We start from the raw sequence: 25646 nt of genomic DNA, 5'->3' as shown, positions 1-25646 counted from the left end.
AATGGGAGTCATCATATATTACACCATTAATTTCAATGAAATTGACCGAGCAGCCTTTTTTATAATATTGGGTGTTTGTATCACTATTGGAAGTATTTATCGCATTTATAAACTGAATGTTTTGATGAAAAAACAAAGGGCACATTGACGATTTTAGTTGTTACGAATTGATCAGCTAATATGAGGAATAACTGTTCTAGAATCGGCCGCACTTGCTTAAGAAAAAATAACTTTATTTGCACCGATATTTTCCCCAAAATATCGATTGTATCAATACCTTCTTCCTTTCCCAGGATGGAGAGTTCATTTAGTACAAAATGTAATTATGAAAATACGATCAAATTAAGCGCTGCTAAACATACAAGGGTCATCGCGAATCTACGAATCATTTGCGTTGGCAGCTTCGCAAACCACTTCATTCCCAAATTCGCTCCCAATAAAACGGCGGCAATGCCAACGGCAAAATAAAGGGGAAATGTTGAAGTGAAATCTCCACTCACACCATGCAGCAAAAGGGAAAACGCACTCGTCATCACGGTAACAGCTTGCACATTCGCGGTATAGCGGTATTTATCATTTTTATATACCAATAGAAAATAAATTACAAGAAATGTACCGCCCACCGCGAATAAGCCTCCAAAAAAGCCATTCATAATACCAAGTAAAATCGGAATGAAGAAATGAATCCTTTCCGCCCGTGGCTTCACCTTATTACTCACCAATAGATAAATAACTATGGCAATCAAAAAGAAACCGAGCCACATTTGCAAAAAATCCATTTCTCCATAATTTGTTAGAATGAAAAAAGAAAGGATTCTGGCAGCAAAAGATGACATAATAAAGGAAATCATCCCGTTAAAATGTACAAACTTATAATATTTGAAAAGAATGGTCAGCGCTGTCACCATCAATAAAGAGAGCGCAAGCAATGTACTTTCGATCACGGTAAGAAACATGGGCAAAAAACCCATGACGACTAAACCGACACCAAAACCGCTCGCACCTTGTACAAACGCACCAATAAAGACAATCACAAAAATCAAAACGACATCCCAAGGCATATTTATTCAGTCCAATCATGAAAATATCGTTGCTTGAGGAAAAATCCAACGTTTTCTATTCTATCATGCTATTGAAATGGAAGGTACGCAGGAATATTCATGAAGTGCTACAGGTGGCAGGAAGATCCGCTACGCATGGTGGAAAACCTTTGAAAATAATCCTACGGAAAGCTCGGGTTATAAAAAAATTCGTTATGATGGTCAAGCATCACAACGAATTATTAATGTCTCCACTTATCCCCCCTTTTCGACGAGCGGAACGATCATTCAGCGCTACGATCAATGAATTCGGCGAAAGTACACAGGGCAAGAGCTTTTTCGGGGACAGTCCCTCCCCTTCATTATTTTCTTCGATCTGCGTATATGCGCATGGCCTCTCTCATGAAAATTGCAAGGCCTTCTCCAAATTGGTCAATATTGTTTGTAAAACGTTCATCGCTCACGTATAACTCACCCAAACCTTTGAACGCATCCATTGAATAATCGCCGATTTCGTTGAGTAGTCGGTACCACTCATGAATCAAAGACTGCGCCTTTGGCGAATCAGGGGGGTTATGGCAAATGGCAGCAAGGTCTCTATAAAGCTGATTGATTTCTGTGTTCAATGCTTCCTGTTTTTTATCTGACATATTAGCGATGGCTTCATTCGACTGATCCACTGCTTCATCGCCCCAACGCTCTCGTGCTTCTTTTTCATATGCATTGTTTTTAATGAAATCAAAACCGGCAAACTTTTCTTTATCGGTCATTTCAACCTCTCCTTTCACATGTTGAAGGGACTTATCGATCGTCTTGATCATCTGATCCAGGTTTTGACGCTTTGCCAACAGCATTTTCCGGTGCATGAGCAACGCTTCTTCCTGATCAAACGAAGGACTTTGCACAATATCCCTGATTTGTTTCAAAGGGAAGTCGAGGGCGCGAAAAAAGAGAATTTGCTGCAACGTCTCCAAATTTTCACTGGAATATAGTCGATAGCCCGCCTCGGTTGTTTTCTCAGGAGTCAACAACCCAATGTCATCATAGTGATGCAACGTTCGTACGCTAATCCCTACCAAATCGGCTACTTCTTTCACCCTTAGCATTTACCCCACCTCCCTCACTTCTTAACGATAAAGGATAACGTTACGTTAAGGTCAACGGGTGATTAAAAAATATGCAATAATATCGATAAGGGGTGAGAACATGGAAAAATTCTTTTATGGTTCAAATGAAAATCAATTCGGTGAATGGCGCCTTCCCAAGGGTGATGGGCCTCATCCTGTTGCCATTGTGATTCATGGTGGTTTTTGGAGAAAATCTTTCAGTCTCGAGATTATCAGAGAGGTAGCGAGAGACCTAACCGCTTGCGGATTCGCTACGTGGAATATTGAATATCGTCGGGTCGGGCAACCTGGCGGCGGGTGGCCGGGGACGTTTACGGATGTATCTCTAGCTTGCAATCACCTCCGTTATCTTGCCGATTCCTATTCCATTGATTTAGATCGGGTAATTACTGTGGGGCATTCCGCAGGGGGGCATCTGGCATTATGGATGGCAGCGCGTCATCAACTGCCAGAGGAAAGTGAACTCGCGGTGAGTGGACAATCTGTTTCTATTGCTGGAGCGATCAGTTTAGCAGGAGTGAACGACTTAAAATTGATGTATGGTGTGCACCATTATCGCGATCAACACTCTTCGGAGACGAATAACCCTACTGCAGATTTATTGCAATGTTCCCCCGAAGAACAACCCGGCCGTTATAAAGAGGCCTCTCCCTTGGAACTGCTTCCGTTCGAAGTACCTCAGCTACTTGTTCATGGCGCGCTAGATATTAACGTGCCCATTGGAATCAGTGATCATTATCACCGCGCGGCACAAGAGGCCGGTGAGAAGGTTTCATTCGTAGAACTCTCTGATGCTGAGCATTTCATGCTCACCGATACGTCAACGAAAGCTTGGGCATCCATTCGCGAAGAAATATTAGGATATGTAAAAAGGATTTAGAAGAAGGAGGGAAATTTACATCATGTATCCATGATATTTTGGAATTTAGGTTTCATTTCTCTCTTACAGAAGAAGTCTTAACCTGTGTCATGCTCGATTTTTTATTTTACTAGATCCCAACAATATTCATTCAACTTTACGGGAAATACATAGAGCGAATAACAGAATAAACAAGGCGAACTGCCCCAACCAAGGAGGCAGATCTTTTTGTTATTACATATTCTCCTTCAAACGTTTTAAGATCCGTTCATAATCATCCTTATCAATACCGGGCGCAAACATTTCGGGTTTTTCTTCGAAGTCAGGGATCGGTTCACCTTCAGGCATCCCATCGATCACTTTTAAAGGCTCTCCCGTTTCAGGATTCTCCCCTTTCCATATCTGGCGAATCCCTCTGTACTCTGGTTCACCCCAAGTATAGAGTACATTGAAAAGGCCCTGGTCCAAATATTTTCGTGCATGATCGAATGCATAATTATCGGGCCGTGGAACCGGGAGCATTTTTCCAACATCAACACCCGTTGCCATTTCAATCGCTTTTGCATAAGCGATAATATGGGTTCCTCCTCTTACGAGCAGATATCCGCACAAGTCTCTGGCCGTCGGGTTTGTTGTCATTTCATACACGCGCATTTTATGGGTTCGGGCTCCGATTTCCAGTAAATAATTATGGAGCAAATCTTCCACTAAAACTCCACTGCCGTGCACATATCCCCCCTCCCACGGCCTTCCCATCCCATCTCCTGGAAAAGCGGTTTGGGCCGTGGTTGTAAAGTGATAAGAATACCGGGCATCTTTTGCTATTTGTAACGGAGCCGTATCTGGGTCACCCGGATGGGTATTTCCATACGACATGAGGTTGATGGTATTAGCGACAAGTTCTACATGGCCAAATTCCTCTGCCGTTATGCTCGCGATCAGATCATAAAAAGGTTTAAATTTTTTCTTCCCTCTAAAATTAAAGGATTGAAACATGTAATTATTCAGCGTCGACATCTCGCCAAATTCTCCGCCTAAAAGATCCTGTACAACAGAAGCACCGTTGGCATCCCCATGTTCCGGTCTCTCCAGCTTAATAGGGAGTTTATTCACCCGCTTCATCATTCGCCCATTCCCCCGATCATATTGGGTCATCACTCGATAATATGATGGGAGATGCTACATTATTCGATCTCTCGCTTATCATCACTTTTTGCAGGAAATGCCCAAATAATTTGCTGCATTCGAACATAAAACGGAACTCCGCCCATTTCCACTACGATATGATCAGGCTGAACGCTTCTAAGATGCCCCCTTACAGAGCTCCGAATCGTCTGGACCCCAACGATCTCGCCTTCAAGTTCTAACAAACTGTGGTACATATAAGGATCACTCAGCATCCATTCCATATTGCTCATTGTTGCCCCTCCCTTGCCGTTTCTTATGTAGCCTATGCAAGGGAAGAGAAATTGGGGATTCGTCTAATTAATATCGCTCAAATACACCTGAAAATACTGAACCATTTAAGCACGACTACCTTCTTCCACTGTCACATCCGTTAAAGATCCATTGTAAAAACGTCTTTTGCGTAGATGGGTAGCCGCAATCAATCTCCAAGACGACTGCTATATTTAACTCCACCGATATTGAAGCCCTCATCGTATGAGGTGATCGCCCAAAAAGAATCCCTGAAGGATCCTCCAACCATCCCAATATTACACCTACAGGAACGATAAATCGTAGACGCTCGGAATTATAGGGACTAGTGAAAGGACAATGACTACTCCACGCCGGGGGAGTGAAATAAAAACCCTAAAAATCGCAGACATTTATGTCTAAATACTTCAGCGGTGGCCGTTTAAGTTTAAAATCTCGACATTTCCCGGGAAATATCGAGATTTTATTGTCTTTAGTACATCCTCCCAGGCAGCCGTTATCTCATCTTCATTATTCCTATCATTCACACATTTTATCCACCGACGCATCGTATGGACGAGGACGGCCAATTGAACAGCAGCTAATACTTAAAAAAAGGGACTTCAATGAAAGCCCCTTTTTACTTCGGATTCGTCGCCCATAGTTCTGCATTTTTAATGAACATTCTTGGATGAAGTTTCAACTGTGACACTACGACATCCGCCAAGTCTTCCGCTTGCATGAAGCGCTCCACATCTTCGTCACTTTGCTCGGTGCCCCCCCCAAAGAAATCCGTGATGACTTTACTTGGCGTAAGAGCCTGAACTCGAACGTTCTCTTTCCGTACTTCTTTCATGAGTGCTTCACTAAGACCTAGTACGGCAAATTTGGAAGCACTATATGCACTTGAACCCTCGCTGCCGCGAAGGCCGGACGTGGAAGAAATATTAATAATGTCTCCTGATTGCTGCTCGATCATATCAGGAAGTACAGCCTGCGTGGCGTGATAAACCCCCATGACATTCACATTCAAAACCTCTTGCCAATCCGACTCTGTAAGTTCCAAAAAACCGCCAAATTTTCCAATACCGGCATTATTGATTAAAATATCAATGGTACCAATATTTTCCTTTACTTGGTGAATGGCTCTTTTCACTGACGATCCGTCTGAAACATCAGCTGAGGCAGCCACCACCTTTACCCCGGATCCTTTCAGTTCTTCGGCTACTTTTTCAAGGTTCGAATGTGTTTTTCCAACCAGCCCAACATTTACGCCTTCGTTAACCAAAGCAAAGGCAATCGCTCGGCCGATCCCGCGTCCTGCTCCCGTGATTAATGCGGTTTTGCCTGATAATGATCTCATCTCTATAACTCCCTTTCGAATGGTACATGCTGATGCTCCTGATCTTCTTTCAGAAAGAAACCAAGTGATCCTACCCCTAGTATGACAAGGATTAATCCTACGATACGTACCGGTCCTAACACTTCATCAAAAGCAATAAATCCAATCAGTGTCACAATCCCTGTACCTGCACCGACCCAAACCGCGTAAGTAATCGCTAAAGGGATGTATATAAGTGTTTTTGACAAAAAATAAATCCCACCGAGCATCCCGATAACTACAAACACAGTATTCCACGGATTCGTGAAACCCTCTGACAGTTTTAAATTTGTCGTTGCAAACACTTCAAAAATGACCGCGGTAGCGAGAAGAATCACTTTTTTATATTTACCCATATCGCTTCCCTCCTCAAACATTCAAGAGAACAACACCAATAACAATGACCCCCATTGATATAAGCACTTTTCCATTCAATTTTTCTTTAAAAAAGAACACACCCACAAAAGCTGTTAAAATCACACCGAGACCGCTCCACGTTGCATACGTAATGCCAATCGGAAGCTCCATCATCACGACTGAAAGCAAATAAAAGGTGAAAAAATAGACCAAAATACCGGTGGCCGTTGGCCAGAGTCGCTGAAACCCATTGGACATTTTGAGCGCAGCATCTCCGACACTGGCAATGATGATGGCAAAAAAGAGTACGAGATAGATCATGGCATTCACCTCTTTTTAAACCGTCCAGACGGTCAGTTTTATATAAAAAATTACTCTTTATGTTTCTGGCGATCGTTTAACTCTTTCACCGCTCTTAGTACATATTCGCGATCTTGAGTCCCATGCGAGTGCACACCAACCAAATACTCAAGCCATAAACCGCTCGTAATCAAGCGAATAATGACAGCCGCTTCTTCGTTATTTTCCGCACGTAATTGCTCCATCCATTCAGTATAATGATTTTGCATAACTGTAAGTAAGTCACGATCATTCGCAATGGCAACGAGTGCACTTTTATCCATCATTGAGATCTCTTCATCTTTATCCAAATCATTTAACGTTGATAAAACATAACTGATCGAAAAATTATGCTCCTCTTGATATTCACGAAGAGTGTTGTTCATTTGCGTTAACACATAATTAACCATACCCTCTAAGAGCGCTTGCTTACTCGGAAAATGGTACAATAAGCCCCCTTTACTAACCCCTGCTTCATCAGCCACCTGCTCAAGGGTCACATTGCCGATGCCTACGTTGGATACGGTCTTTGCTGCCGCTTTTAAGATACGATCACGTTTGGACATACTTTCACCTCATTTTATATTCTCTAATTTACCGTCTGGACGGTCTTATTGTCAAGTATTAGATCCTCATCTATTTTGATGAAAAAAGTATAGGTTTCGTAAAAACGTTATTTGTTCGTCACAGAAATTATCACAGGTTAGGTAGTAATATCAAAAATATTCCGTTAAATACAAGTCAAATGTGGTAACGTTAGTTGTATAATAGCAGACTGTATGATGCTTGGAATTGGTATTGATCTGTTTGCAATAACGTAGCTTCAGGGGTCATGGTTGGGATTGGTCTAGGTTTAATCGGAGAGTTTTTCTTCTATTATAAGCATAATCGTTCAAGTAGGCAGAGGGAGTAGGGGAATCATTATAACCTTTTCTTCATTCTATAAAATGGGAAATAACGATTATAAGTGGAAAAGTGTGAAATGGTAACGAAACTATTATTCAAACCTGTATCATAATGCTTGATGGTTCATTTATAACCTTTGGAATGATCGTTTAATGAAGAATACTTTATGAGAAGCTGACCAAGCACCTACACAAAGGGATTCCAAATGAACCCCTTTGTGCTTCCTGTTACTCCACTTGCTTCATTGCCATAATTTATAGATCGACTGCGTTCCACTGTTCTCTTCGCCTTGCTCAGCTAGTTGATCATACAAGGATTTCACCAATTCTAGGCCGGGAATATTTTTCTCCATGTTCTCAGATTCGTCAATGGCAATTTCCATGTCTTTAATAAAATGTTTCACGTAAAATCCGGGCGCAAAGTCATCATTAAGCATACGTGGTGCTAAATTCTGAAGCGTCCAGCTTCCGCCTGCACCGGTGGAAATACTTTTTAATACTTTTTCCTGATCCAAGCCAGCTTCCTTTGCATAGCCTAACGCTTCTGCGGCTCCAATCATACTCGCTGCAACGGCAATTTGATTGCACATTTTCGCGTGCTGGCCGCTGCCAGCCGGCCCTTGGTATTGGATGTTTTCGCCCATCGTTTCAAACAACGGCAGCCACTTTTCATAATCCCGTTGTTCGCCGCCAATCATAATCGTCAGCTTCGCATTACGGGCCCCGACATCACCGCCAGATACAGGCGCGTCAAGGGCAGAACCTGATTTCTCTTTTGCCGCTTCGGCGATTTTCTTCGCAAGTGACGGCTTCGAGGTCGTCATATCGATAAGAGTCGCACCGTCCTTCATATGGGCGAGCAATCCATTTTTTGAAAAATATACCTCTTCTACATCTTGCGGATACCCGATCATCGTAATGACAACGTCCGCTTCCGCCGCAAGTTCCGGAACGGATTCTTTCCACTTGGCGCCGCTGGCCACAATATCATCCGCTTTCGCTTTTGTACGTGTATAAACGAGCACCTGATAACCCTGATCCAAAATATGTTTGGCCATACTCTTCCCCATCACACCTATGCCTATAAAGCCAACCGTTGTACTCATTGAAAACCTCCTCCTGTTTCTTTTCTCAATCATATCATATTTGCTAGATAAGTGTTTATTATTAGAATTTATGAGAAATATTGTTTGATTGTCTATACAAATATACGACTTACTGTCCTCAATGGTGGCATACGCCAGTCTTTTGGTTGGCATGAGGTTTGCATCTTTTAGAATGAAGGAAAACAAATGACAAGTGTCGAATGATGCATGTAGACGCATGAAAAACAGGGGGCAATAACATGACCGACGAAGTAAAGTTTTATACCAACGACAAAGGCTTAGCCACTATCACGTTAAATCGTCCAAAAGCACTTAATTCCCTCACCCATGAGATGGTTGTCGCGATGAAGGAACACCTTAATGAATGGCGTGACCGAGCGGATATTCAGGTTATCTTGATTGAAGGTGCGGGCGAAAAAGGCTTTTGCGCCGGAGGAGATATCAAAACGCTATCACAAGCCCGAAACGGCCCGAAAGACTTTGAAAAAGCGAGAAGATTTTTCGAAGATGAATATGAAGTAGATCTAATGATACAAGAATACCCGAAACCGATCGCCGCCTGCCTGGATGGCATCGTCATGGGCGGGGGCGTCGGCCTTACGCAAGGAGCAAGTCATCGCATTGTAACCGAACGCACAAAATGGGCGATGCCGGAAATGAACATCGGCTTTTTCCCCGACGTCGGCGGGGCTTACTTTTTTAACAAAGCACCAGGCTATACGGGCCGTTATTTAGCATTGACTTCATCAACGATCAAAGCCGCGGACATTTTGTATATTCATGCGGCTGATTACTACGTTTCTAATCTCAAGCCTGTCATCGATGAGCTAATCACCATTGACTGGACACAAGAACATGATCCTGCCGCTAAACTTACCTCTGTGATTACTGTCCAGCATAGTAAACCGGAGGCAGGGATGCTCTCTTCCATACAAGACGACATTAATCATTATTTTCAATACGATTCCGTCGAAACCATTGTGGAAAAACTAGAGAGCGATAGCACCCATTCATTCGCAGCAGAAACCCGGGAAACGCTGCTAGCCAAATCACCGGTTTCAGAAAAAGTAACATTAAAACATTTGATCGATAGCGAAAATAAGTCCCTCGAAGACGTTCTTCAGATGGATCTTGTGATTGCCACTGGTTTTTTGAAACATGAAGATTTCTATAAAGGAATAGAGTCTGTTATTTTCAAAAAAAATCACAGCCCTGCTTATACGTATAAGCATTTAGCGGATGTTTCCGAAAATATGGTGGAAAGTTTTTTTACAGATAAGTAAAAGGGAGCCCCTCTTGGGAACAGAGGGGCTCCCTTCATGTTTGCACGGAAGATGAACGGTGCGTGTTTGGGTATTCCGCCCATGTTGGGGCGTTCTCCAGCCATGTTTGGAATCCCTCCGCCCTTGTTGGGGCGTTCCTACTGGAATTCACCTCCCAAAGGCGAATAAGCTCGGCGAAGCGAGCTTATTTCCCAACTAGAACCACCGTTCCGTAACTACCTTTTTCCTTGTATAAAACTGGACGCCATCCTTGCCATTTGTACCTAAGTCCCCGTAAAATGACGCTTTGTTTCCGGCGAAGGCGAAAAATGCCATCGGTGCAGGAACGTTCACGTTGATCCCGACCATGCCGGCGTCAATTTTATCTCTGAATTGTTGGGCGTCTTTTCCGCTTGACGTGTAAATCACTGCGCCATTTGCAAATCGTGATTCATTGGTCACTGCAATAGCTTCGTCAAGATCACTGACGCGGACGACGCTAAGAACAGGGGCAAAAATCTCATCCTGCCAAATGGTCATGTCGGTGTTTACGTTATCAAAGATCGTGGCGCCAACGTAGTAGCCTTGTTCCTTCGCCGCCCCTTTATCACGACCGTCAACAACGAGGTCTGCGCCTTCTTTTACCCCTTGATCGATATACCCAAGCACTCGCTCTTTATGGGTTTCCCGAATAAGCGGGCCTACAAAATTCTCCTGATACCTACCATCACCGACTTGCAATTTTTCCGTTGCTGCTGTTAGTTCTTGCATGAATTCATCAGCAATTTCATCCACAACGGCCACAACCGAACAGGCCATACACCGCTCACCGCTACTACCAAAGGCAGAACCAATCACGCCTTCCACGGTTTTTTCAAGGTTACAATCCGGCATAACGGTGGCGTGGTTCTTCGCTCCTGCCAAAGCTTGCACTCTTTTTCCATGTGCTGTTCCGGTTTCATAGACGAGTTTGGCGATAGGTTCGGAACCGACAAAGGAGATGGCTTCAATATCCGGCTGTGTTAATATGCGATTCACTACGTCTTTGGCACCATTAACGAGATTCAAAACCCCTTTCGGAAAGCCTGCTTCATGGAACAATTCCACAAGCCTGCGTGCAAGCAGTGGAGTACGTTCGGATGCCTTCAAAACAAACGTGTTTCCACAAGAAATCGCTAATGGGAACATCCATAAAGGGACCATCATGGGAAAATTAAAAGGAGTAATCCCAGCAACCACACCAAGTGGATACCTCCAGATCGAACCGTCAATGCCGCGAGCGATTTGTGGAAGTGCATCCCCCATCATTAAATTAGGGCTGGAGGTGGCAAGTTCCACAACTTCTATTCCTCTCTGAACTTCCCCGTGGGCATCTTTTAATGTTTTTCCATTTTCTAATGTAATGATCTCCCCAAGTTCTTCTCTATTTTCATTAAGAAGTTGTAAATATTTAAACATATAGCGAGCTCTGTCAGGAACCGGCACCAAAGACCAAGATTCATAGGCTTCTTTCGCAGCTTCTGCCGCACGGTCCACGTCCGCTGCAGTTGAAATCGGAACCGAAGCGATTTCTTCCCCTGTTGCCGGATTCGGCACCGATTCAGTCACGCCGCTTTCTGAATCCACCCATTCTCCATTAATACAGTTACGTACCGTTTTCACATCTGTAATCATTTGACTCGCTCCTTTTTGGATTGAAATGAGATTTCTTGTTCACCAATGTGTTCATATAAAACAGACATATCTTTAGCGCCCAGTCCTGCTTCTTCTGCTTCTTCATAAATATGCATCAGCACATCGGTTACAGGAAGATGCATATCTTCCCTTTCGATAATTTCTTTTACAAAATTCATATCTTTGCGTAATAACTTTAAGGTAAAACCTGGTTCATAGTCATCATTCGCAATAAATGTCTTATAATTACGCTCATAGATTCGGCTCTGACCATAACTTACGCTTAATACATCGAAAAGCGCATCCAAGTCCATATTTTGCTTATCTGCAAGGGCGACGGCTTCACTCACAGCTGCTGTGTAAAAACCAATAAACAAATTGTTAATTAACTTCGTGAGCGTGCCGCTTTTAATTCGTTCATCAATGTGAAAGATGTTTTCACCGAGTACATTCATGATTGGATAAACAGCATTAAACGTTTCTTTTGGGCCACCAGCCATAAAAGTAAGTGTCCGGTTGACAGCACCCACGACACCACCGCTGACAGGTGCCTGTAAAAATTGAATGGAACGCTGCTTCGCCGCTTGGGCGATTTTTTCATTACTTTCCGGAGCAACCGTGCTTGTATCTAGCAATAAACTATTCGCGTGACTATTCCTGATTAATCCTTCGTCACCAAGATACACAGATTCATAAGCTTCTGAAGAAGGTAAACTTGTGATGATAAGATCACAAAATTTAGCCAAATCCTCCATTGAACGACCGATTTGACCGCCCCGTTTTTCGAAACGTGTTTCTGCCTCATGATTAACGTCTAAACCATAAACATCGAACCCTGAATCTAGCAGATTTTCGGACATAGGCATGCCCATATTTCCTAACCCGATAAAACCGATCTTCTTCATTTAAATCCCCCATTACGAGTGATATTTAGAAGCATCCACTACGTATTCACTGATTTTTCGTTTTTTCAAAAACAGATTTGTACCTATTGGAATGTTGTTTCTCTTCCGAACCATTTCAATCATTCGCTTCGTACTTGTTTCCTCTTCATCAATGGCGAGCCATAACTGAATCACATCTGCTTCTACCCGTTCGTACCCTTCCTGGCAAATCACATCCGTCATTAATGATTTCAGCTCTTCTCCGGATTTTTCACTTCTTAAATAAGCAGCGCGCATGATCGATATCTCACTGTAAATATTCGCAATCAGACGGGAACATTCCTGCATTTCCAGAAATGCTGTGCGCTCGATATTGGAAAATACTTGTAAAATATCGAAAAACCGTAACTCAGCCTCATGAATCAACGCGGCATTTGGGGATAAGTCAGTACGATCTTCTGCTGATGAATGTTCAGCTTGATTCAATTGATCCATTAACGACTTAGCCACTGCCAGACGATTAATCTCATTCGTTCCTTCGAAAATGCGATTAATACGAGCATCTCGGTAAAGACGTTCAATTTCATACTCTTGCATGAACCCATAACCACCATGAATTTGAAGCGCTTCATCAATGGTCTGATCGAGAACCTCTGAGCCCCGAATTTTGCTGGTTGCACATGCAGCGACAAATGGAGTCATCGCTTGGGATAGGTCCTCTACGTCCTCTAGCGCGTCATCCAGGCGTGCCGCCGTCTCGTAGGCCATACTTTCGATCCCGTAAATTGCGATATTCATATCAGCGATTTTTTCTTGAATCATCGGAAAATCAACAAGAGCACGCTGAAATTGCTGTCGCTCTTTTCCATAGGAGACACCGAGTTCCAAGGCACGTTTCGCTGTACCTATATTGTTAAACGCTAGTTTCAATCTGGCCAGATTGAGAATATTAAGTGCGATTTTATGACCTTTCCCCACATCGCCAAGCACATTCTCATCCGGTACGACGATCTCGTCGAAAACGAGTGTTGCGGTTGACGTGCCCTTGATCCCCATTTTCGTTTCTTCTGGTCCAATACTGAGCCCTTCTGCCCCTTTCTCTACAATGAAAGCGGTCATACCAACATCTGTATTGGCGAAAACGACATACACACTTGCTAAATGCGCGTTCGTAATCCATTGTTTCTCCCCTGTGAGAATCCAGGCGTTTTTTTCTTCATTCCATACTGCTTTCGTTTTCCCTTTGAGCGCATCAGATCCGGCTGTCGGCTCCGTTAACGCGTAGGCCCCTACCCATTCTCCTGTTGCCAATTTGGATAGGTATTTTTTCTTCTGCTCCTCGTTTCCATAATAGATATAAGGAGTCGTCCCCACACCCGCGTGGATGTTATACGCAACGCTGAATGAGCCTCCGCCGTTCCCAATTTTCTCGGCAACAAGACCGGATACGTGTTTGCCGAGCGCGAACCCCCCATACGCCTCTGGAACTTCGATACCGAGAAGGCCTAATTCCCCGGCTGCTTCGAACGTTTCCTTTTCGTACTGATAATCATGCTGCTCCAATTGTTCAATATTAGCTAAAACACTTTGTTTTACAAACTTTTCAGTGGTCTTTGCAATCATGACTTCATCTTCGGATAAATCTTCGGGGGTGAAAATATCGACAGAATCCCACCAAGGAAGCAAAGATGTTTTTGTAATCATAAAAAGCCCCTCCCTTACCTTCATTCATTTGCAATAACCATGCCATTATTGAATGTTGCATAGGCAGTGACTCATAGGTTGCATCTGGCGTTCATGATGTATATATGTCTAGACAGTTATACATTATGAAAAACGAGACAACTTATTATATAGTGTCGCCCGTGATATGCCTAAACGTTTTGCAGCTTCTGATTTATTCCCATTCACTTCCTCCAGCACATGTTCAATATGTTTTTGCTCATATTTCTGTTCCTGTTTGTGTTTCCTTTCCTGCCATTCACTTAAGGATCCCAGTACGTTCGCTTCACCCACGGGCTGCTCTGTAAAGCTCTCCGGCAGGTCCTTCACTTGAATGTGGTCCCCATCACACAAATGAAACATTTGTTCGAGAACATTGAGCAATTCACGGACATTCCCCGGCCAGTCGTACCGAAACATCAACTGCAATACCTCTTTATCAATGGTTTTTTCATTTGTTTCATAGATTTCACTTAATTTCGGTAATTGATGGGCAATAATCAATGGGATATCCTGTTTTCGCTGTCTAAGAGGCGGGATGTGGAGCGGCATCACATGTAACCGGTAAAATAAATCTTGCCTAAACTTTTCCTCTTGGATTTGTTTTTGCAAGTCCTTATTTGTGGCCGCAATTAATCGAAAATCAACAGGGATCGGTTGGGTTCCTCCTACACGATCGACTTCTTTTTCTTGCAGCACTCGCAAAATTTTCGCTTGTGTAGCCAGGGGCATATCTCCAATTTCATCCAGAAATAATGTCCCTCCATTCGCAAGCTCAATTTTTCCCGGCTTCCCTTCATTGCGAGTACCGGTGAACGCACCTTTCATGTATCCGAATAATTCTGACTCTAACAGGCTATCAGGGATCGCCGCGCAATTAAGAGCTATAAAAGGGCTGTTGCTTCTTGTGCCCATATCGTGGATTACACGGGCAAATGGTTCTTTTCCTGCCCCTGTTTCCCCCGTAAGCAAAACGGTCGCTTTTGTCTGTGCTGCCTTTCGACTGATTTTTTTCGCTTTCGCAATCGCCGGGCTTTCCCCAATAATATCTTCAAAATGTACTCGTCCCTGTTTGACGGGCTTCTCCACGGTTTCTTTCCCGCTTTGCTTTTCCGCTGTATGCAAAAGTTCCATCCGTTGCAACACTTGTTGAATTTCAGATGTTCCCTCGTAGACAAGCATTCCTACCGCCCCAATGACTTTGCCATCCTGCCATATAGGCAAACGATGAACGACCAATTCCTGTCCCTGTAGACGATGAGGTTGATTCCGTTCCGGAACGCCAGTTTTTAAAACCACTGGCAAGCGTGTATTTTCGATAACCTTTTCAACGGGACGGCCAATCGCTTCCTTTCTTGTTACACCTACAAAGCGGCTATACGTCTCGTTGAAAAGTTGAACAATCCCTTTGTCATCAACGATCGCAACACCCTCATATGCTGTATCAAAACTCAGCTTCAGCCATTCAATGGTTTTTTGTGCTTCTGCTTCACGCTCACGTACATGTTCATAATAAGCCATGATTTCATCACGCCCGACAATCCCTTCTAAAGCACCTGTTTTTTCATGGAGAACGTAGAAGGGACCACCGCCGTTCGTATTTTCTTTAAGGGAAAAATCGTCACTGACAGCTCGAAACTCTGTTCGTAAAATTGAAAAAGTACCGTTATTGCTGTCTAAATATTCAACACAATCCTGCAAGGTAACGACCCCTAGCATTTGCCCATCCTCGACGACCGGCAGTTCTTTATCTGCTGTTTTCGAAAGTAAGAGCAAACTTTCTCGAAGGGTGTGGTGTTTTGAAATGGTCATTGGCTGGATATTCATCCATTGCTTAACGTGATCATTGGCAGCGATCGGCATGTGTATCCACCTCTTAATGAAAGCGTTTTCTGTTATCATGATAAAACAGCTTTTCATTTTTCACAATCGATAACTACAACTATGATCATTCACTCGTTGATTGTTCTTGCCTTAAGGTCACACGCCGTATTTTCCCTGATGTGGTTTTTGGAAGATCGTCAATGAATTCGATTGTTCTTGGATATTTATAGGGAGCGGTTAATCGTTTCGTATGATCCTGTAATTCTTTAACGAGATCATCTGTAGAGCCAACAGACTCCGGTTCCCGAAGTACGACATAGGCTTTGACGATGTTTCCTCTGATTTCATCGGGGACCCCAACAACCGCACATTCTTTAACTGTTTCGTGTTTAACAAGGGCATCCTCTACTTCAAACGGACCAATGGTATACCCTGCACTGATAATGATGTCGTCGCTTCTACCTACAAACCAAAAATAGCCATCTTCATCCCGGAAAGCTTGATCCCCGGTTAGGTACCAATCCCCGCGATATGCCGACAGAGTCCGCTCAGGATCATGATAATAACGTTTGAAAAGGGCGGGAGTATCTTTGTGAACAGCAATATCCCCGACTTCTCCTATTGGGGAAATTGCTCCCTCTTGGTCGATAATCTCTACTTGGTTTCCAGGTGTTGGAACCCCCATAGATCCAGGTTTTTGTTCCATCCCTTCTAATGTCCCTACCAGCAATGTATTCTCCGTTTGTCCATAGCCATCACGAACATTGATATTGAATGCTCGTTGAAAAGCATCAATTACAGGGCGATTCAACGGCTCCCCTGCGGAAACAGCACTTTTAAGTTTCGGCAGCTGATAATTCTGGAAATGATCAACTTTAACCATTAAACGATATTCCGTAGGCGTACAACATAGGACTTCAATCCCCTCTTTTTCTAAAAGTTGCAAATACGTCTCAGGCTCAAACCTTCCGTGATAAACAAATGCCGTAGCACCGAGCGTGATGGTGGAGAGAAAAGGACTCCAGATCCATTTTTGCCAGCCAGGAGCTGCCGTTGCCCAAACCAGGTCGCCCTCTTCTACATTCAGCCAATTCTTTGCTGCTGTCTCGACATGGGCATATCCCCACCCATGTGTATGAGCGACTCCTTTCGGGTTCCCTGTCGTTCCGGATGTGTAAGAAAGGAAAGCTAAGTCATCTCTTGATGTTAATTCTCCGCTATAATTCTTGTTTTCTTCTTTTGCCATCTCTTCTAACGACTGCCACCCATTTACTTTCTGACCGATGATAAATTTACGATCGAGCGCTTCATAGTCATCCTGAATCCCATTGACTTCTGTCGTTGCTTGATGATGAGCAACGACTGCTCTCGCACCAGAGTGCTCCATCCGAAAAACCAAATCTTTTTTTCTCAGCATTTCTGAACACGGGATTGCAACCAACCCTGCTTTTAGACATGCAAGATAGGTCATATACGCTTCAGGGATACGAGGTAAAATAATCAGGACCTTGTCGCCTTTATTCAACCCTGATCGACGTAAAATTTGAGCATATTGGTTTGATTTTTCAACCAATTCTCGGTAAGACACCGTTCGCCTCTGCCCGTCTTCACTCAGCCAACGAATGGCCGGACGTGTAGAATCATCAGCAAACCTTTCAACCGTATGAGCAATATTGTACTGTGAAGGCGCAATCAATTCTTGGACTTCCATCGTCATCCCCCTTATATTAAAATGTCCCTTGGCTATTATTTATAAATGCAATTCCTGTGCCAGTCATGAATCTAGAGATGAGCAGGGGACATGCTTTTGCAAACTGTTTAAGTGTTTAAACACATTTACACTTTAAGAGAGCATTTAGAGGGAAGTGTTTCATATCTATAGGGAAAAGTAAGAAAACAATAAGTGGACTTACCTAGAAGGAACTCCACAGATTTGTCTTACAACTGACGAGCGAGACAACGTCGGAGCAAAAAGCCAAGGACAATAAGAATCGTTGGTTATCTTGGTATCGTCCATGTTCTTATGGCCGCCCTTACCTGTTTTTGACTAGAAATTAAAATGAGCCCGGTCACTAACGAAGTGCTCGGGCATCAATGTTTGTATAGCTCCATCTACTCATTCAGCAAACCGGAATACAAATCAAAGTTCTCTTGATCAAAACAGATAAAAATCACCTTAGTTATGGAGGGCTCCTCAGCCTCATTTATAAATTGCTCCACCGTTTCAACAGCAATCCGTGCTGCCCTTTCTTTCGGAAAACTATAAACACCTGTACTGATATTCGGAAAAGCCACGGTGGTCAGACCATATTCTTTAGCAAGCTGTAACGAGTTTCTATAGCAATTTTCGAGCAGTCGATCTTCGTTATTGTCTCCTCCATTCCATACCGGTCCGACCGTATGGATGACACGCCTTGCAGGCATCTTTCCCGCAGTTGTAATCACGGCTTCACCCGTTTCACAACCTCCAATTTCTTTACACTCTTCAAGAATCTCTTTGCCTCCAGCTCGATGGATAGCTCCATCCACACCCCCACCGCCGAGCAGCTTTTTGTTAGCGGCATTTACAATGGCGTCTACTTCCAGTTTTGTTATATCTTCCTGAATCACATCGATTTTTTCGTGTGGCATCTTTCTCATACCCCCGATTCTCTGATGGGTTTTTACTAGCGAATTTGGACTTTTCTTCGTGGCTTCAGCCCTTCACTTTAAAATCACGTCACAATGATTGGTTCATCTTTTGTAACGATAATTGTATGTTCGATTTGAGCAACATAGCTATCCTTTGTCGTTAACGTCCAGCCGTCATCTTTTTCGTAGATTTCTTCCGCTTTTGTGGAGACGAACGGTTCAAACGCAATCACCATACCATCTTCCAAAAGCGTTCGATCCCATGGGTTAAAGTAATTATAAATATGATCCGGAGCATCTCGGAGGGAAGAACCAACACCATGCCCAGTTAGATTTTTGATCACTCTAAACCCCTCTTCCCTAGCTGTTTTGTGAACAGCCCGTCCGACGCCGCTTACTTTCGCGCCTGCTTTGAATTTTGCAAGACCTGCATTGAACGTCGTTTCCGTTGCCTTCACTAACTTTGTAAGTAATGGATCGCCTTTACCAACGACAAAAGATTGACCAGTGTCCACCCAATAATCGTTATAGGCCCCAGAAACATCAATGTTCACTAAATCCCCTTCTTGAATCTCACGCTTCCCGGGGATGCCATGAGCAACTTCTTCATTTACACTGATGCACGTATGGCCTGGGAATCCATATGTGCTGATGGGCGCGGAAATGGCTCCAGCATCCTTGAACATTTCGCCTGCGATCCTATCAAGCTCAATGGTTGTAGCACCTGGTTTCGCCTGATTCATCAACTCATCACGAATATCTGCCATCACTTTCCCCGCATCTTTAAGCCCTTGAATATCTTGATCGGTTTCTACAATCATTATGAAGACTCCTTTTAAAAAATAGAGGTATCTCAAATTTGTTACTTTATGATCTATTGTAGCCCTCTTTTCCGCCTTCAACAACAATTACTCATCGGGTGAAGACGATTGTTTCTTATTGCATTGGCTCATACACAGATATTTATAAGCGGAACAAGCTTACATCGGCTGAAAGTTCAGATTTTATTGATACCCCCTTTAATTTTCCGTCCTTAACCGAGCAAGAGCAATGGTTGCACTACTCTTCGGGCTCGAATACAAACAAAAAAGGCAGGGAAAATTAAAAAACCCTACCATTGTGAACGATAACCGAATAACGGTTTTCCTAAGGATTATTTTTTCATTGCGTTTGTAATAGCACTAACAATAAGAACAAGAATGATCGCGCCAATCAATGCCGGGAACACTGCAAAGCCCCCGAGGGTCCAACCCCAATTTCCGAATAACCAAGTTCCAAGATTGGCACCGATAAATCCTGCTACAATATTGCCTATAATACCAAAAGGCACACCTTTGCCTGTTATGGCTCCAGCTGCCCAGCCAATAAGGCCACCAATAATCAAGCTCCAGATAAATGATAACATCGTCATCGACCTCCTAAAAATAAGGGGATCTATTAACCACCCTTAAAGATATATATACAGAATAATTTTGTGCGAATCCCTTCGCTTTATTGACGACTTCCTTTAGCCTCCCCTCACTATTCCTCCTTAATACATCTGCCTTATGTTACATAACCATTTCCGCATGAGATAAAACTTTTTTTGTCGAATCTAATCATTTAGAATCTAAATCATCCCTTAAACCCTGTTAACCCGCGAATTCAAAAAAGAGAATGGGGGCTCGTCTCCTGAATAATATAAAGGGCTTCTTTTGATATGACAGATAGTGATTTTTATGTTTTGGAAATTAATCCATAATGACCTTACTATTTATGTTGTGAATGCTCTCTTAACATTTTCTTTATGTACTAGAGAATCGCTAAGGCGGTTCCTCATCACTAGAATATGGAAGGAGAGAGTATATTGGACCCTCTATATCAACCATATCCACTGTCTCGAAAACCGGTGTATGCTGAAAAAGGAATGGTCGCAACATCACAGCCTTTGGCTTCGCAAGCTGGGCTAGATATTTTGAAAAAAGGTGGCAATGCCATTGATGCGGCGATTGCGACTGCAGCATGTCTCACCGTCGTGGAGCCAACCGGGAATGGTATTGGCGGCGATGCTTTCGCACTTGTATGGACAAAGGGTAAGTTGCATGGCTTAAACGCAAGCGGACCTGCACCAAGATCACTGTCCATCGATGCATTGCAAGATGCGGGGTACGATGAAATTCCGGAGAGAGGTTGGATTCCAGTTACCGTACCCGGTCAGCCTGCTGGTTGGGCAGAGCTTAGCAAGGAATTTGGAAAACTGCCTTTAACGGAAGTTCTCGAACCGGCTATTCATTATGCAGAACATGGCTTCCCCGTTTCTCCAGTTATCGCTCATTTATGGAGTGATGCTTATGGTACATTTAGCGCGTTGGAAGGCGAAGAGTTTAGAAGCTGGTTTGATATGTTTGCTTCATGCGGGCGAGCGCCAAAAGCCGGGGAGATTTTCCGTTCTCCAGATCAGGCCAGAACACTTCGTGACATTGCTAATACGAACGCAGAGTCTTTCTACCGCGGGGAATTAGCTGATAAAATCGACCAGTTCGCTCGTCAATATGATGCATTTTTAACAAGTGATGACTTAGCGGCTTACAAACCGGAATGGGTGGAACCGATTAGCGTCGATTATCGAGGCTATAACGTTTGGCAGATTCCTCCTAACGGACATGGCATTGTTGGGTTACAAGCGTTAAAAATGTTAAACGGCTTTCAATTGAACGAAAGGGACACAGTCGAGACGCATCATAAACAGATGGAAGCGATCAAGCTAAGTTTCGCAGACGCGATGACTTATGTGACCGACCGAAGATATATGGATGTCTCTGTCGAACAATTATTATCAGATTCGTATATGGGAGAACGCCGTAATCTCATTGGTGACTCAGCTTTAACACCAGAGGCCGGCAATCCGAAAATGGGAGGTACCGTTTATCTCGCAACGGCGGATAATGACGGCAATATGGTCTCCTTTATTCAAAGTAACTACATGGGATTTGGCTCTGGTCTGGTTGTACCTGAAACAGGCATCAGCCTTCACAACCGTGGTCATGATTTCTCCCTTGATCCTTCTCACGCGAACGCCCTGCAGCCCGGAAAGAAAACGTATCATACGATCATTCCAGGCTTTCTAACGAAAAACAATCAAGCAATCGGACCTTTCGGTGTAATGGGCGGCATGATGCAACCGCAAGGACATATGCAAATGATCATGAATACGATTGACTTCAACTTAAATCCACAAGCTGCTTTGGATGCGCCGAGGTGGAGATGGATGGAAGACAAGACAATCTTACTTGAAAAAACTTTTCCTTCGCATCTTGCGCATGCACTTGAAATCAAGGGTCATAATATCGAAATAACGACAAATTCAATCGGAAATTTCGGAAGAGGACAAATCATTTGGAGAGACCCGGAAACAGGAACCCTAACAGGCGGCTCGGAATCGAGAACAGATGGAATGGTAACCGCGTATTAAGTTAAGAAGGCTAACCCGATGGGTATAAGAAGGAAGCTCCTCAAGCGATATTGAGGAGCTTTTCAAGTACATCAACGAGGCCTTAAGAATAGAAAGAACTCCTTTCGGCATGAGACGGTTTTACCACAGCTAGAAAACATACAGATATAGATTACTTTTTTGTGCATATTGAAAATATACAAAACAGAGTAATTTTTCGAATTCACTAGGAATACCATGTTTTGAAAAATAAAAACATGGTTCTGAACGTTTCCGTATCATCCTTTTTTAAAGCATCTAATATCGAACGAATATATTTTTCTCTGTGATTTGAACATTTCTTATTACCTCCACTACACCTCTCCATCTAACTTATTCAAAAAAGTCTATGGATGATGAATAAGAAACGCCCATAGGCAAAACCTAAACGAGAATCTACGGATGTAGAGACGATGCCAAATTTTCCGTTTCAAAACGCCCGATGTTTCACAAAAGACGGCGATTGGATACCAAGATATCGAGGGGATTAAGGAGTATGGCTATGCGAGCAGACTGGATGAGGACAAGACAACTCTCACCCTTTTTCGCGTTTTTTATCGTGGCGGTCACAACCATTGGGTTAGCTATTTTTTCCTTTCAACGCAGGCTTGTCTCCTTCGCCGGTCACGATGGCTGGATGGTAATCATAATCGCGGCATTGATGGTTCATGTCGTGATCGGTATCATGTACAAGATGCTAAATCAGCATCATACCATTGTTGATGTTCACACGCAGGTTTTCGGGGAGAGGCTAGGAAGCTTTCTAAGCCTATATTGGATCTTTTATTACAGTCTGTACGTACTGGTTAACCTTGCTCCCTATGCGGAACTCCTTCGCACATGGCTCTTTCCGGAAGTCGCTTCCGGGGTCTTTTTCTTCGTGCTCCTATTCTTGACCTACCTGTTTACGACGGCAGGTTTTCGAACGATCGTAGGGATCAGCGCGCTAGGGGTCCTTGTGACTCCTCCGTTCTTTTTTTTCCTCGATTGGCCCTATGGACAAATGCAATGGGGCAGTTTGTTTCCGATCGGGAATCATCCCGTGAGGGATCTCTGGTCAGTCACACCGGACATGACGTATGGATTCTTAGGTTTTGAAGTCTTGTTAATGGCTTATCCCTTTATGAAAGAAGCTCCACGATCACATAAATGGGCACAGTTAGGGGTGACCTTCAGTATGATCCTGTATCTGTTCTGCTTCATCATTCCCGTGCTCTATTTGCATGAACATCATCTGGTCACGATTATATGGCCGATGCTATACTTATGGGATATGGAATACTTTGGGATCTCCCTCTGGATCCTTACTTTATTGCCAAATATGGCCCTAGGGTTATGGGCAGCGAGTCGTGTCGCCAAACAGACGATACGCATTTCCCAACGCCATGCGGTACGGGGGCTCTCGCTTCTGATTTTCGGTAGCGCTTTCTTCTTTACAACTCGTTTAGAAATTGAGAACCTCACATCCTTTACAACCAGCTTGACTTTTTATACGCTTTTCGTCTACCTCCCCCTCTTATTTCTACTCCAATCGATCATCACCAAAAGGAGGTCCCGTAAACCAATAGACTCCAGCGGGTGAATTGCTCTCCGGTTTTGATACTACAGTTCGAGATTCTGTGTTTCTATCGTACGAAACGGCTGGTAGGGGTATTCCTTACCAAGCTTATAGACCCCCATAAATTCTTTATTCTTTCTGAAATCGGCAACTTTTTGGCGCAAAACCAAAATCTATGGTTGACTCATGTACCCCTGGATCGTATGCCCTTGTTTGTACTATTCTTGAAGCGTCTATGTGGCTTTTTTGTCATCAAGACTTAGAATCATACCAGTCAATGAACGCTTATTTCCACGCATAGCATAGGGCAAGTTTCGAATGGTAGCCGGTGAGCTCTTGAACAAGCGCTCGTTCCTTGCTCGTCCATTCATCCCAAGCTTGGCAAGAAGACGAGGATTCTAACCTAAAGGTTGTGCACATGCCGGACACACCTAAGCAAAAATGTGCAACTCCCTAGGTTACACATTTTTGCCTTATCTTTACTTATTCTTGGAAATAAAATGGTTCACAGAGAGTGCAATCGCTCCATCGCCGGTAACGTTACAGCCGGTGCCCAAGCTATCTTGAGCCATATACAGCGCGATCATTAGACCAATAGCCGCTTCATTAAAGCCTAGCATCGAGGTTAAGAGCCCGGATGCTGCAATTATAGCTCCTCCTGGTACACCAGGGGCTGCGATCATAATTACCCCAAGGCCCAGTATAAATGGGAAGATGGCTCCGAAAGTGGGTGAGTCTAACCCTCCAAATAGCATCATCACTGTCATGGAGGCCATCGTGATCGTGATCGTACTACCAGCGAGATGAATATTCGCACCTAAGGGTACGATTGAGTCTGCCATGGCAGGATCAACGTTATTTTTCTTTGTTTGCTCGGTAGTAACCGGAATCGTTGCAGCACTCGACATCGTGCCTATACCCGTAAAATAAGCAGGCAACATCGTTTTTAACAAGCTAAAAGGGTTTCGTCCAGTAAGGCCGCCCGCAATCGAGTAGGCACCGATCAGGTAGAGCCAATGGGTGGCTAACGCCAAGAGCAACACGAGGCCAAAAGAAGCTAGCGTCTCCCAAACGGTACCCTCAGCTGATAATTCTACAAAGATACTCGCGATATAAAACGGCAAAATCGGTATAATCACAACCCAAATGAATTTTTCAATAATTATTTTTCCTTCATCAAAGAAGGATTTTAATGTCGGCGTATTCATTCTTGCAATCCCGATCCCAAAGATAAATGCTGTTATAAGAGCTGTAATGATCGCCATCGCCGGATCGATTTCTAACTCAAAAATCGGGGAGAAACCATTGCCTTCATCGATCGCAGGTGCGGACCCGTCAATGAACACCGGAATGATCAGTGACGCTATAATGAAAGCTAGGACACCTGCTACGATCGTAGACCCGTATGCAATCCCGGCGGTTAAACCGAGCAGCTTCCCGGAATCTTTTCCCATACGGCTCACACCGCTCGTGATAAAAAATAAGATGATGAAAGGAACGATATAACTAAGAACCTGCCCAAAAATCATTTGAAACGACATAATATATCCCATAGCCGTTTCATTTACAAATAATCCAATTACAATACCAGCAATAATACCCATTAATAATTTTAATATTAGTTTCATTTCAACCCCCTTCATAAATCTACATTTATAAAACCATAAACCCTGCCGTTACACTGGCCCAGTGATTGATTTATTTATATGAAAATCACGATAGCCTAGAACCCCTTATCATAATGAATTATTAATGCATGTCCCGACTCTTCTCTTTTTCTATTATTTCAGTGATTTACTCTACTTTATCCCTGTAAGGGTTTACACAAGATAATATAGTATATATAATAAATGTCAAGTTAATCATTAAGCTGCTGAGTAAATGAGAAACAGCTTTCTATAGGTTGGGTGAATTATGCACCCACCTGTAAAAAGCTGTCTCTTTTTATTTCATGGCTAATGAAGGACTAGTCAGCGAAGGAGGGAGCATTGAAATGTAGCGAAGACTTTAACTAGCTTGGGTTATCAATACCTATCATTTTTTACGAATTTTTTGTAATAGTCATGTATATTTTTTGATCGCAGATTATCTA

22 protein-coding genes are annotated in these 25646 nt (G+C 43.4%); 4 read left to right on the top strand and 18 right to left on the bottom strand.

Annotated features, from left to right (window positions below):
* Positions 1-323: 323 nt before the first annotated feature.
* Together HNR44_RS15365 and HNR44_RS15360 are read right to left on the bottom strand one after the other, a co-directional pair.
* Positions 324-1061, bottom strand: coding sequence for a sulfite exporter TauE/SafE family protein (locus HNR44_RS15365; RefSeq protein WP_184405236.1), 738 nt, complete (start codon positions 1059-1061; stop codon positions 324-326).
* A gap of 341 nt (positions 1062-1402) precedes the next feature.
* Complete coding sequence (locus HNR44_RS15360) at positions 1403-2146, bottom strand: MerR family transcriptional regulator (protein WP_184405235.1); 744 nt, start codon at positions 2144-2146, stop codon at positions 1403-1405.
* A gap of 100 nt (positions 2147-2246) precedes the next feature.
* Here HNR44_RS15360 and HNR44_RS15355 point away from each other — a divergent pair, with 100 nt between their 5' ends.
* On the top strand, positions 2247-3047 hold the full coding sequence (locus HNR44_RS15355) for an alpha/beta hydrolase family protein (protein ID WP_184405234.1): 801 nt from the start codon (positions 2247-2249) through the stop codon (positions 3045-3047).
* A gap of 213 nt (positions 3048-3260) precedes the next feature.
* Here the strand turns inward: HNR44_RS15355 and HNR44_RS15350 are convergent, their stop codons facing one another.
* The 7 genes from HNR44_RS15350 to HNR44_RS15320 form a co-directional block, all read right to left on the bottom strand.
* Positions 3261-4151: a manganese catalase family protein gene (locus HNR44_RS15350; RefSeq protein ID WP_184405233.1), complete on the bottom strand. Its 891-nt coding sequence runs from the start codon at positions 4149-4151 to the stop codon at positions 3261-3263.
* 59 nt (positions 4152-4210) lie between these two features.
* Positions 4211-4444, bottom strand: coding sequence for a YuzF family protein (locus HNR44_RS15345; protein WP_184405232.1), 234 nt, complete (start codon positions 4442-4444; stop codon positions 4211-4213).
* Between the two features lie 638 nt (positions 4445-5082).
* A complete protein-coding gene (locus HNR44_RS15340; RefSeq protein WP_184405231.1) occupies positions 5083-5805 on the bottom strand; it encodes a 3-ketoacyl-ACP reductase in 723 nt (240 codons plus the stop codon).
* 2 nt (positions 5806-5807) lie between these two features.
* The gene (locus HNR44_RS15335) at positions 5808-6179 is read right to left on the bottom strand and encodes a DMT family transporter (protein WP_184405230.1); all 372 of its coding nucleotides are present in this window, start codon (positions 6177-6179) and stop codon (positions 5808-5810) included.
* Between the two features lie 13 nt (positions 6180-6192).
* Complete coding sequence (locus HNR44_RS15330; RefSeq protein WP_184405229.1) at positions 6193-6501, bottom strand: DMT family transporter; 309 nt, start codon at positions 6499-6501, stop codon at positions 6193-6195.
* 50 nt (positions 6502-6551) lie between these two features.
* Positions 6552-7085, bottom strand: coding sequence for a TetR/AcrR family transcriptional regulator (locus tag HNR44_RS15325; protein ID WP_184405228.1), 534 nt, complete (start codon positions 7083-7085; stop codon positions 6552-6554).
* A 581-nt stretch (positions 7086-7666) separates the two neighbouring features.
* A complete protein-coding gene (locus HNR44_RS15320) occupies positions 7667-8530 on the bottom strand; it encodes an NAD(P)-dependent oxidoreductase (protein WP_184405227.1) in 864 nt (287 codons plus the stop codon).
* Between the two features lie 239 nt (positions 8531-8769).
* On the opposite strand from HNR44_RS15320, the gene HNR44_RS15315 reads away from it, so the two are divergent.
* The gene (locus tag HNR44_RS15315) at positions 8770-9813 is read left to right on the top strand and encodes an enoyl-CoA hydratase/isomerase family protein (RefSeq protein WP_184405226.1); all 1044 of its coding nucleotides are present in this window, start codon (positions 8770-8772) and stop codon (positions 9811-9813) included.
* A 195-nt stretch (positions 9814-10008) separates the two neighbouring features.
* Here the strand turns inward: HNR44_RS15315 and HNR44_RS15310 are convergent, their stop codons facing one another.
* From HNR44_RS15310 to HNR44_RS15275, 8 genes are all read right to left on the bottom strand, one after another.
* The gene (locus HNR44_RS15310) at positions 10009-11466 is read right to left on the bottom strand and encodes a CoA-acylating methylmalonate-semialdehyde dehydrogenase (RefSeq protein ID WP_184405225.1); all 1458 of its coding nucleotides are present in this window, start codon (positions 11464-11466) and stop codon (positions 10009-10011) included.
* The gene (locus HNR44_RS15305; RefSeq protein ID WP_184405224.1) at positions 11463-12371 is read right to left on the bottom strand and encodes an NAD(P)-dependent oxidoreductase; all 909 of its coding nucleotides are present in this window, start codon (positions 12369-12371) and stop codon (positions 11463-11465) included. The genes HNR44_RS15310 and HNR44_RS15305 overlap by 4 nt, the downstream gene beginning before the upstream one ends.
* A 12-nt stretch (positions 12372-12383) precedes the next feature.
* Positions 12384-14054 (bottom strand): acyl-CoA dehydrogenase family protein, encoded by a 1671-nt coding sequence (locus HNR44_RS15300; protein ID WP_184405223.1) that lies wholly within the window; start codon positions 14052-14054, stop codon positions 12384-12386.
* Positions 14055-14177: 123 nt separating this feature from the next.
* Positions 14178-15935 (bottom strand): sigma 54-interacting transcriptional regulator, encoded by a 1758-nt coding sequence (locus HNR44_RS15295; protein WP_184405222.1) that lies wholly within the window; start codon positions 15933-15935, stop codon positions 14178-14180.
* An 85-nt stretch (positions 15936-16020) separates the two neighbouring features.
* Positions 16021-17607, bottom strand: a complete 1587-nt coding sequence (gene mbcS / locus HNR44_RS15290) for an acyl-CoA synthetase MbcS (protein WP_184405221.1) — start codon at positions 17605-17607, stop codon at positions 16021-16023.
* Between the two features lie 401 nt (positions 17608-18008).
* Complete coding sequence (locus HNR44_RS15285; protein WP_184405220.1) at positions 18009-18527, bottom strand: O-acetyl-ADP-ribose deacetylase; 519 nt, start codon at positions 18525-18527, stop codon at positions 18009-18011.
* Between the two features lie 83 nt (positions 18528-18610).
* Positions 18611-19348: a type I methionyl aminopeptidase gene (gene map, locus HNR44_RS15280; RefSeq protein WP_184405219.1), complete on the bottom strand. Its 738-nt coding sequence runs from the start codon at positions 19346-19348 to the stop codon at positions 18611-18613.
* Between the two features lie 332 nt (positions 19349-19680).
* The gene (locus tag HNR44_RS15275; protein ID WP_184405218.1) at positions 19681-19932 is read right to left on the bottom strand and encodes a GlsB/YeaQ/YmgE family stress response membrane protein; all 252 of its coding nucleotides are present in this window, start codon (positions 19930-19932) and stop codon (positions 19681-19683) included.
* A 501-nt stretch (positions 19933-20433) separates the two neighbouring features.
* Here HNR44_RS15275 and ggt point away from each other — a divergent pair.
* Both ggt and HNR44_RS15265 read left to right on the top strand, forming a co-directional pair.
* Complete coding sequence (ggt, locus tag HNR44_RS15270; RefSeq protein ID WP_246407575.1) at positions 20434-21978, top strand: gamma-glutamyltransferase; 1545 nt, start codon at positions 20434-20436, stop codon at positions 21976-21978.
* A 514-nt stretch (positions 21979-22492) separates the two neighbouring features.
* Positions 22493-23578 (top strand): GerAB/ArcD/ProY family transporter, encoded by a 1086-nt coding sequence (locus HNR44_RS15265; protein WP_184405216.1) that lies wholly within the window; start codon positions 22493-22495, stop codon positions 23576-23578.
* Between the two features lie 455 nt (positions 23579-24033).
* Here HNR44_RS15265 and HNR44_RS15260 read toward each other — a convergent pair whose 3' ends face one another.
* Positions 24034-25182, bottom strand: a complete 1149-nt coding sequence (locus HNR44_RS15260; protein ID WP_184405215.1) for a dicarboxylate/amino acid:cation symporter — start codon at positions 25180-25182, stop codon at positions 24034-24036.
* Positions 25183-25646 lie beyond the last annotated feature (464 nt).

The organism is Geomicrobium halophilum (assembly GCF_014207655.1).
In the GTDB taxonomy this organism is placed as follows: domain Bacteria; phylum Bacillota; class Bacilli; order Bacillales; family Marinococcaceae; genus Geomicrobium; species Geomicrobium halophilum.
Note: the sequence above shows the minus strand (reverse complement) of the source record. Positions and strands in the feature narration are given on the sequence as shown.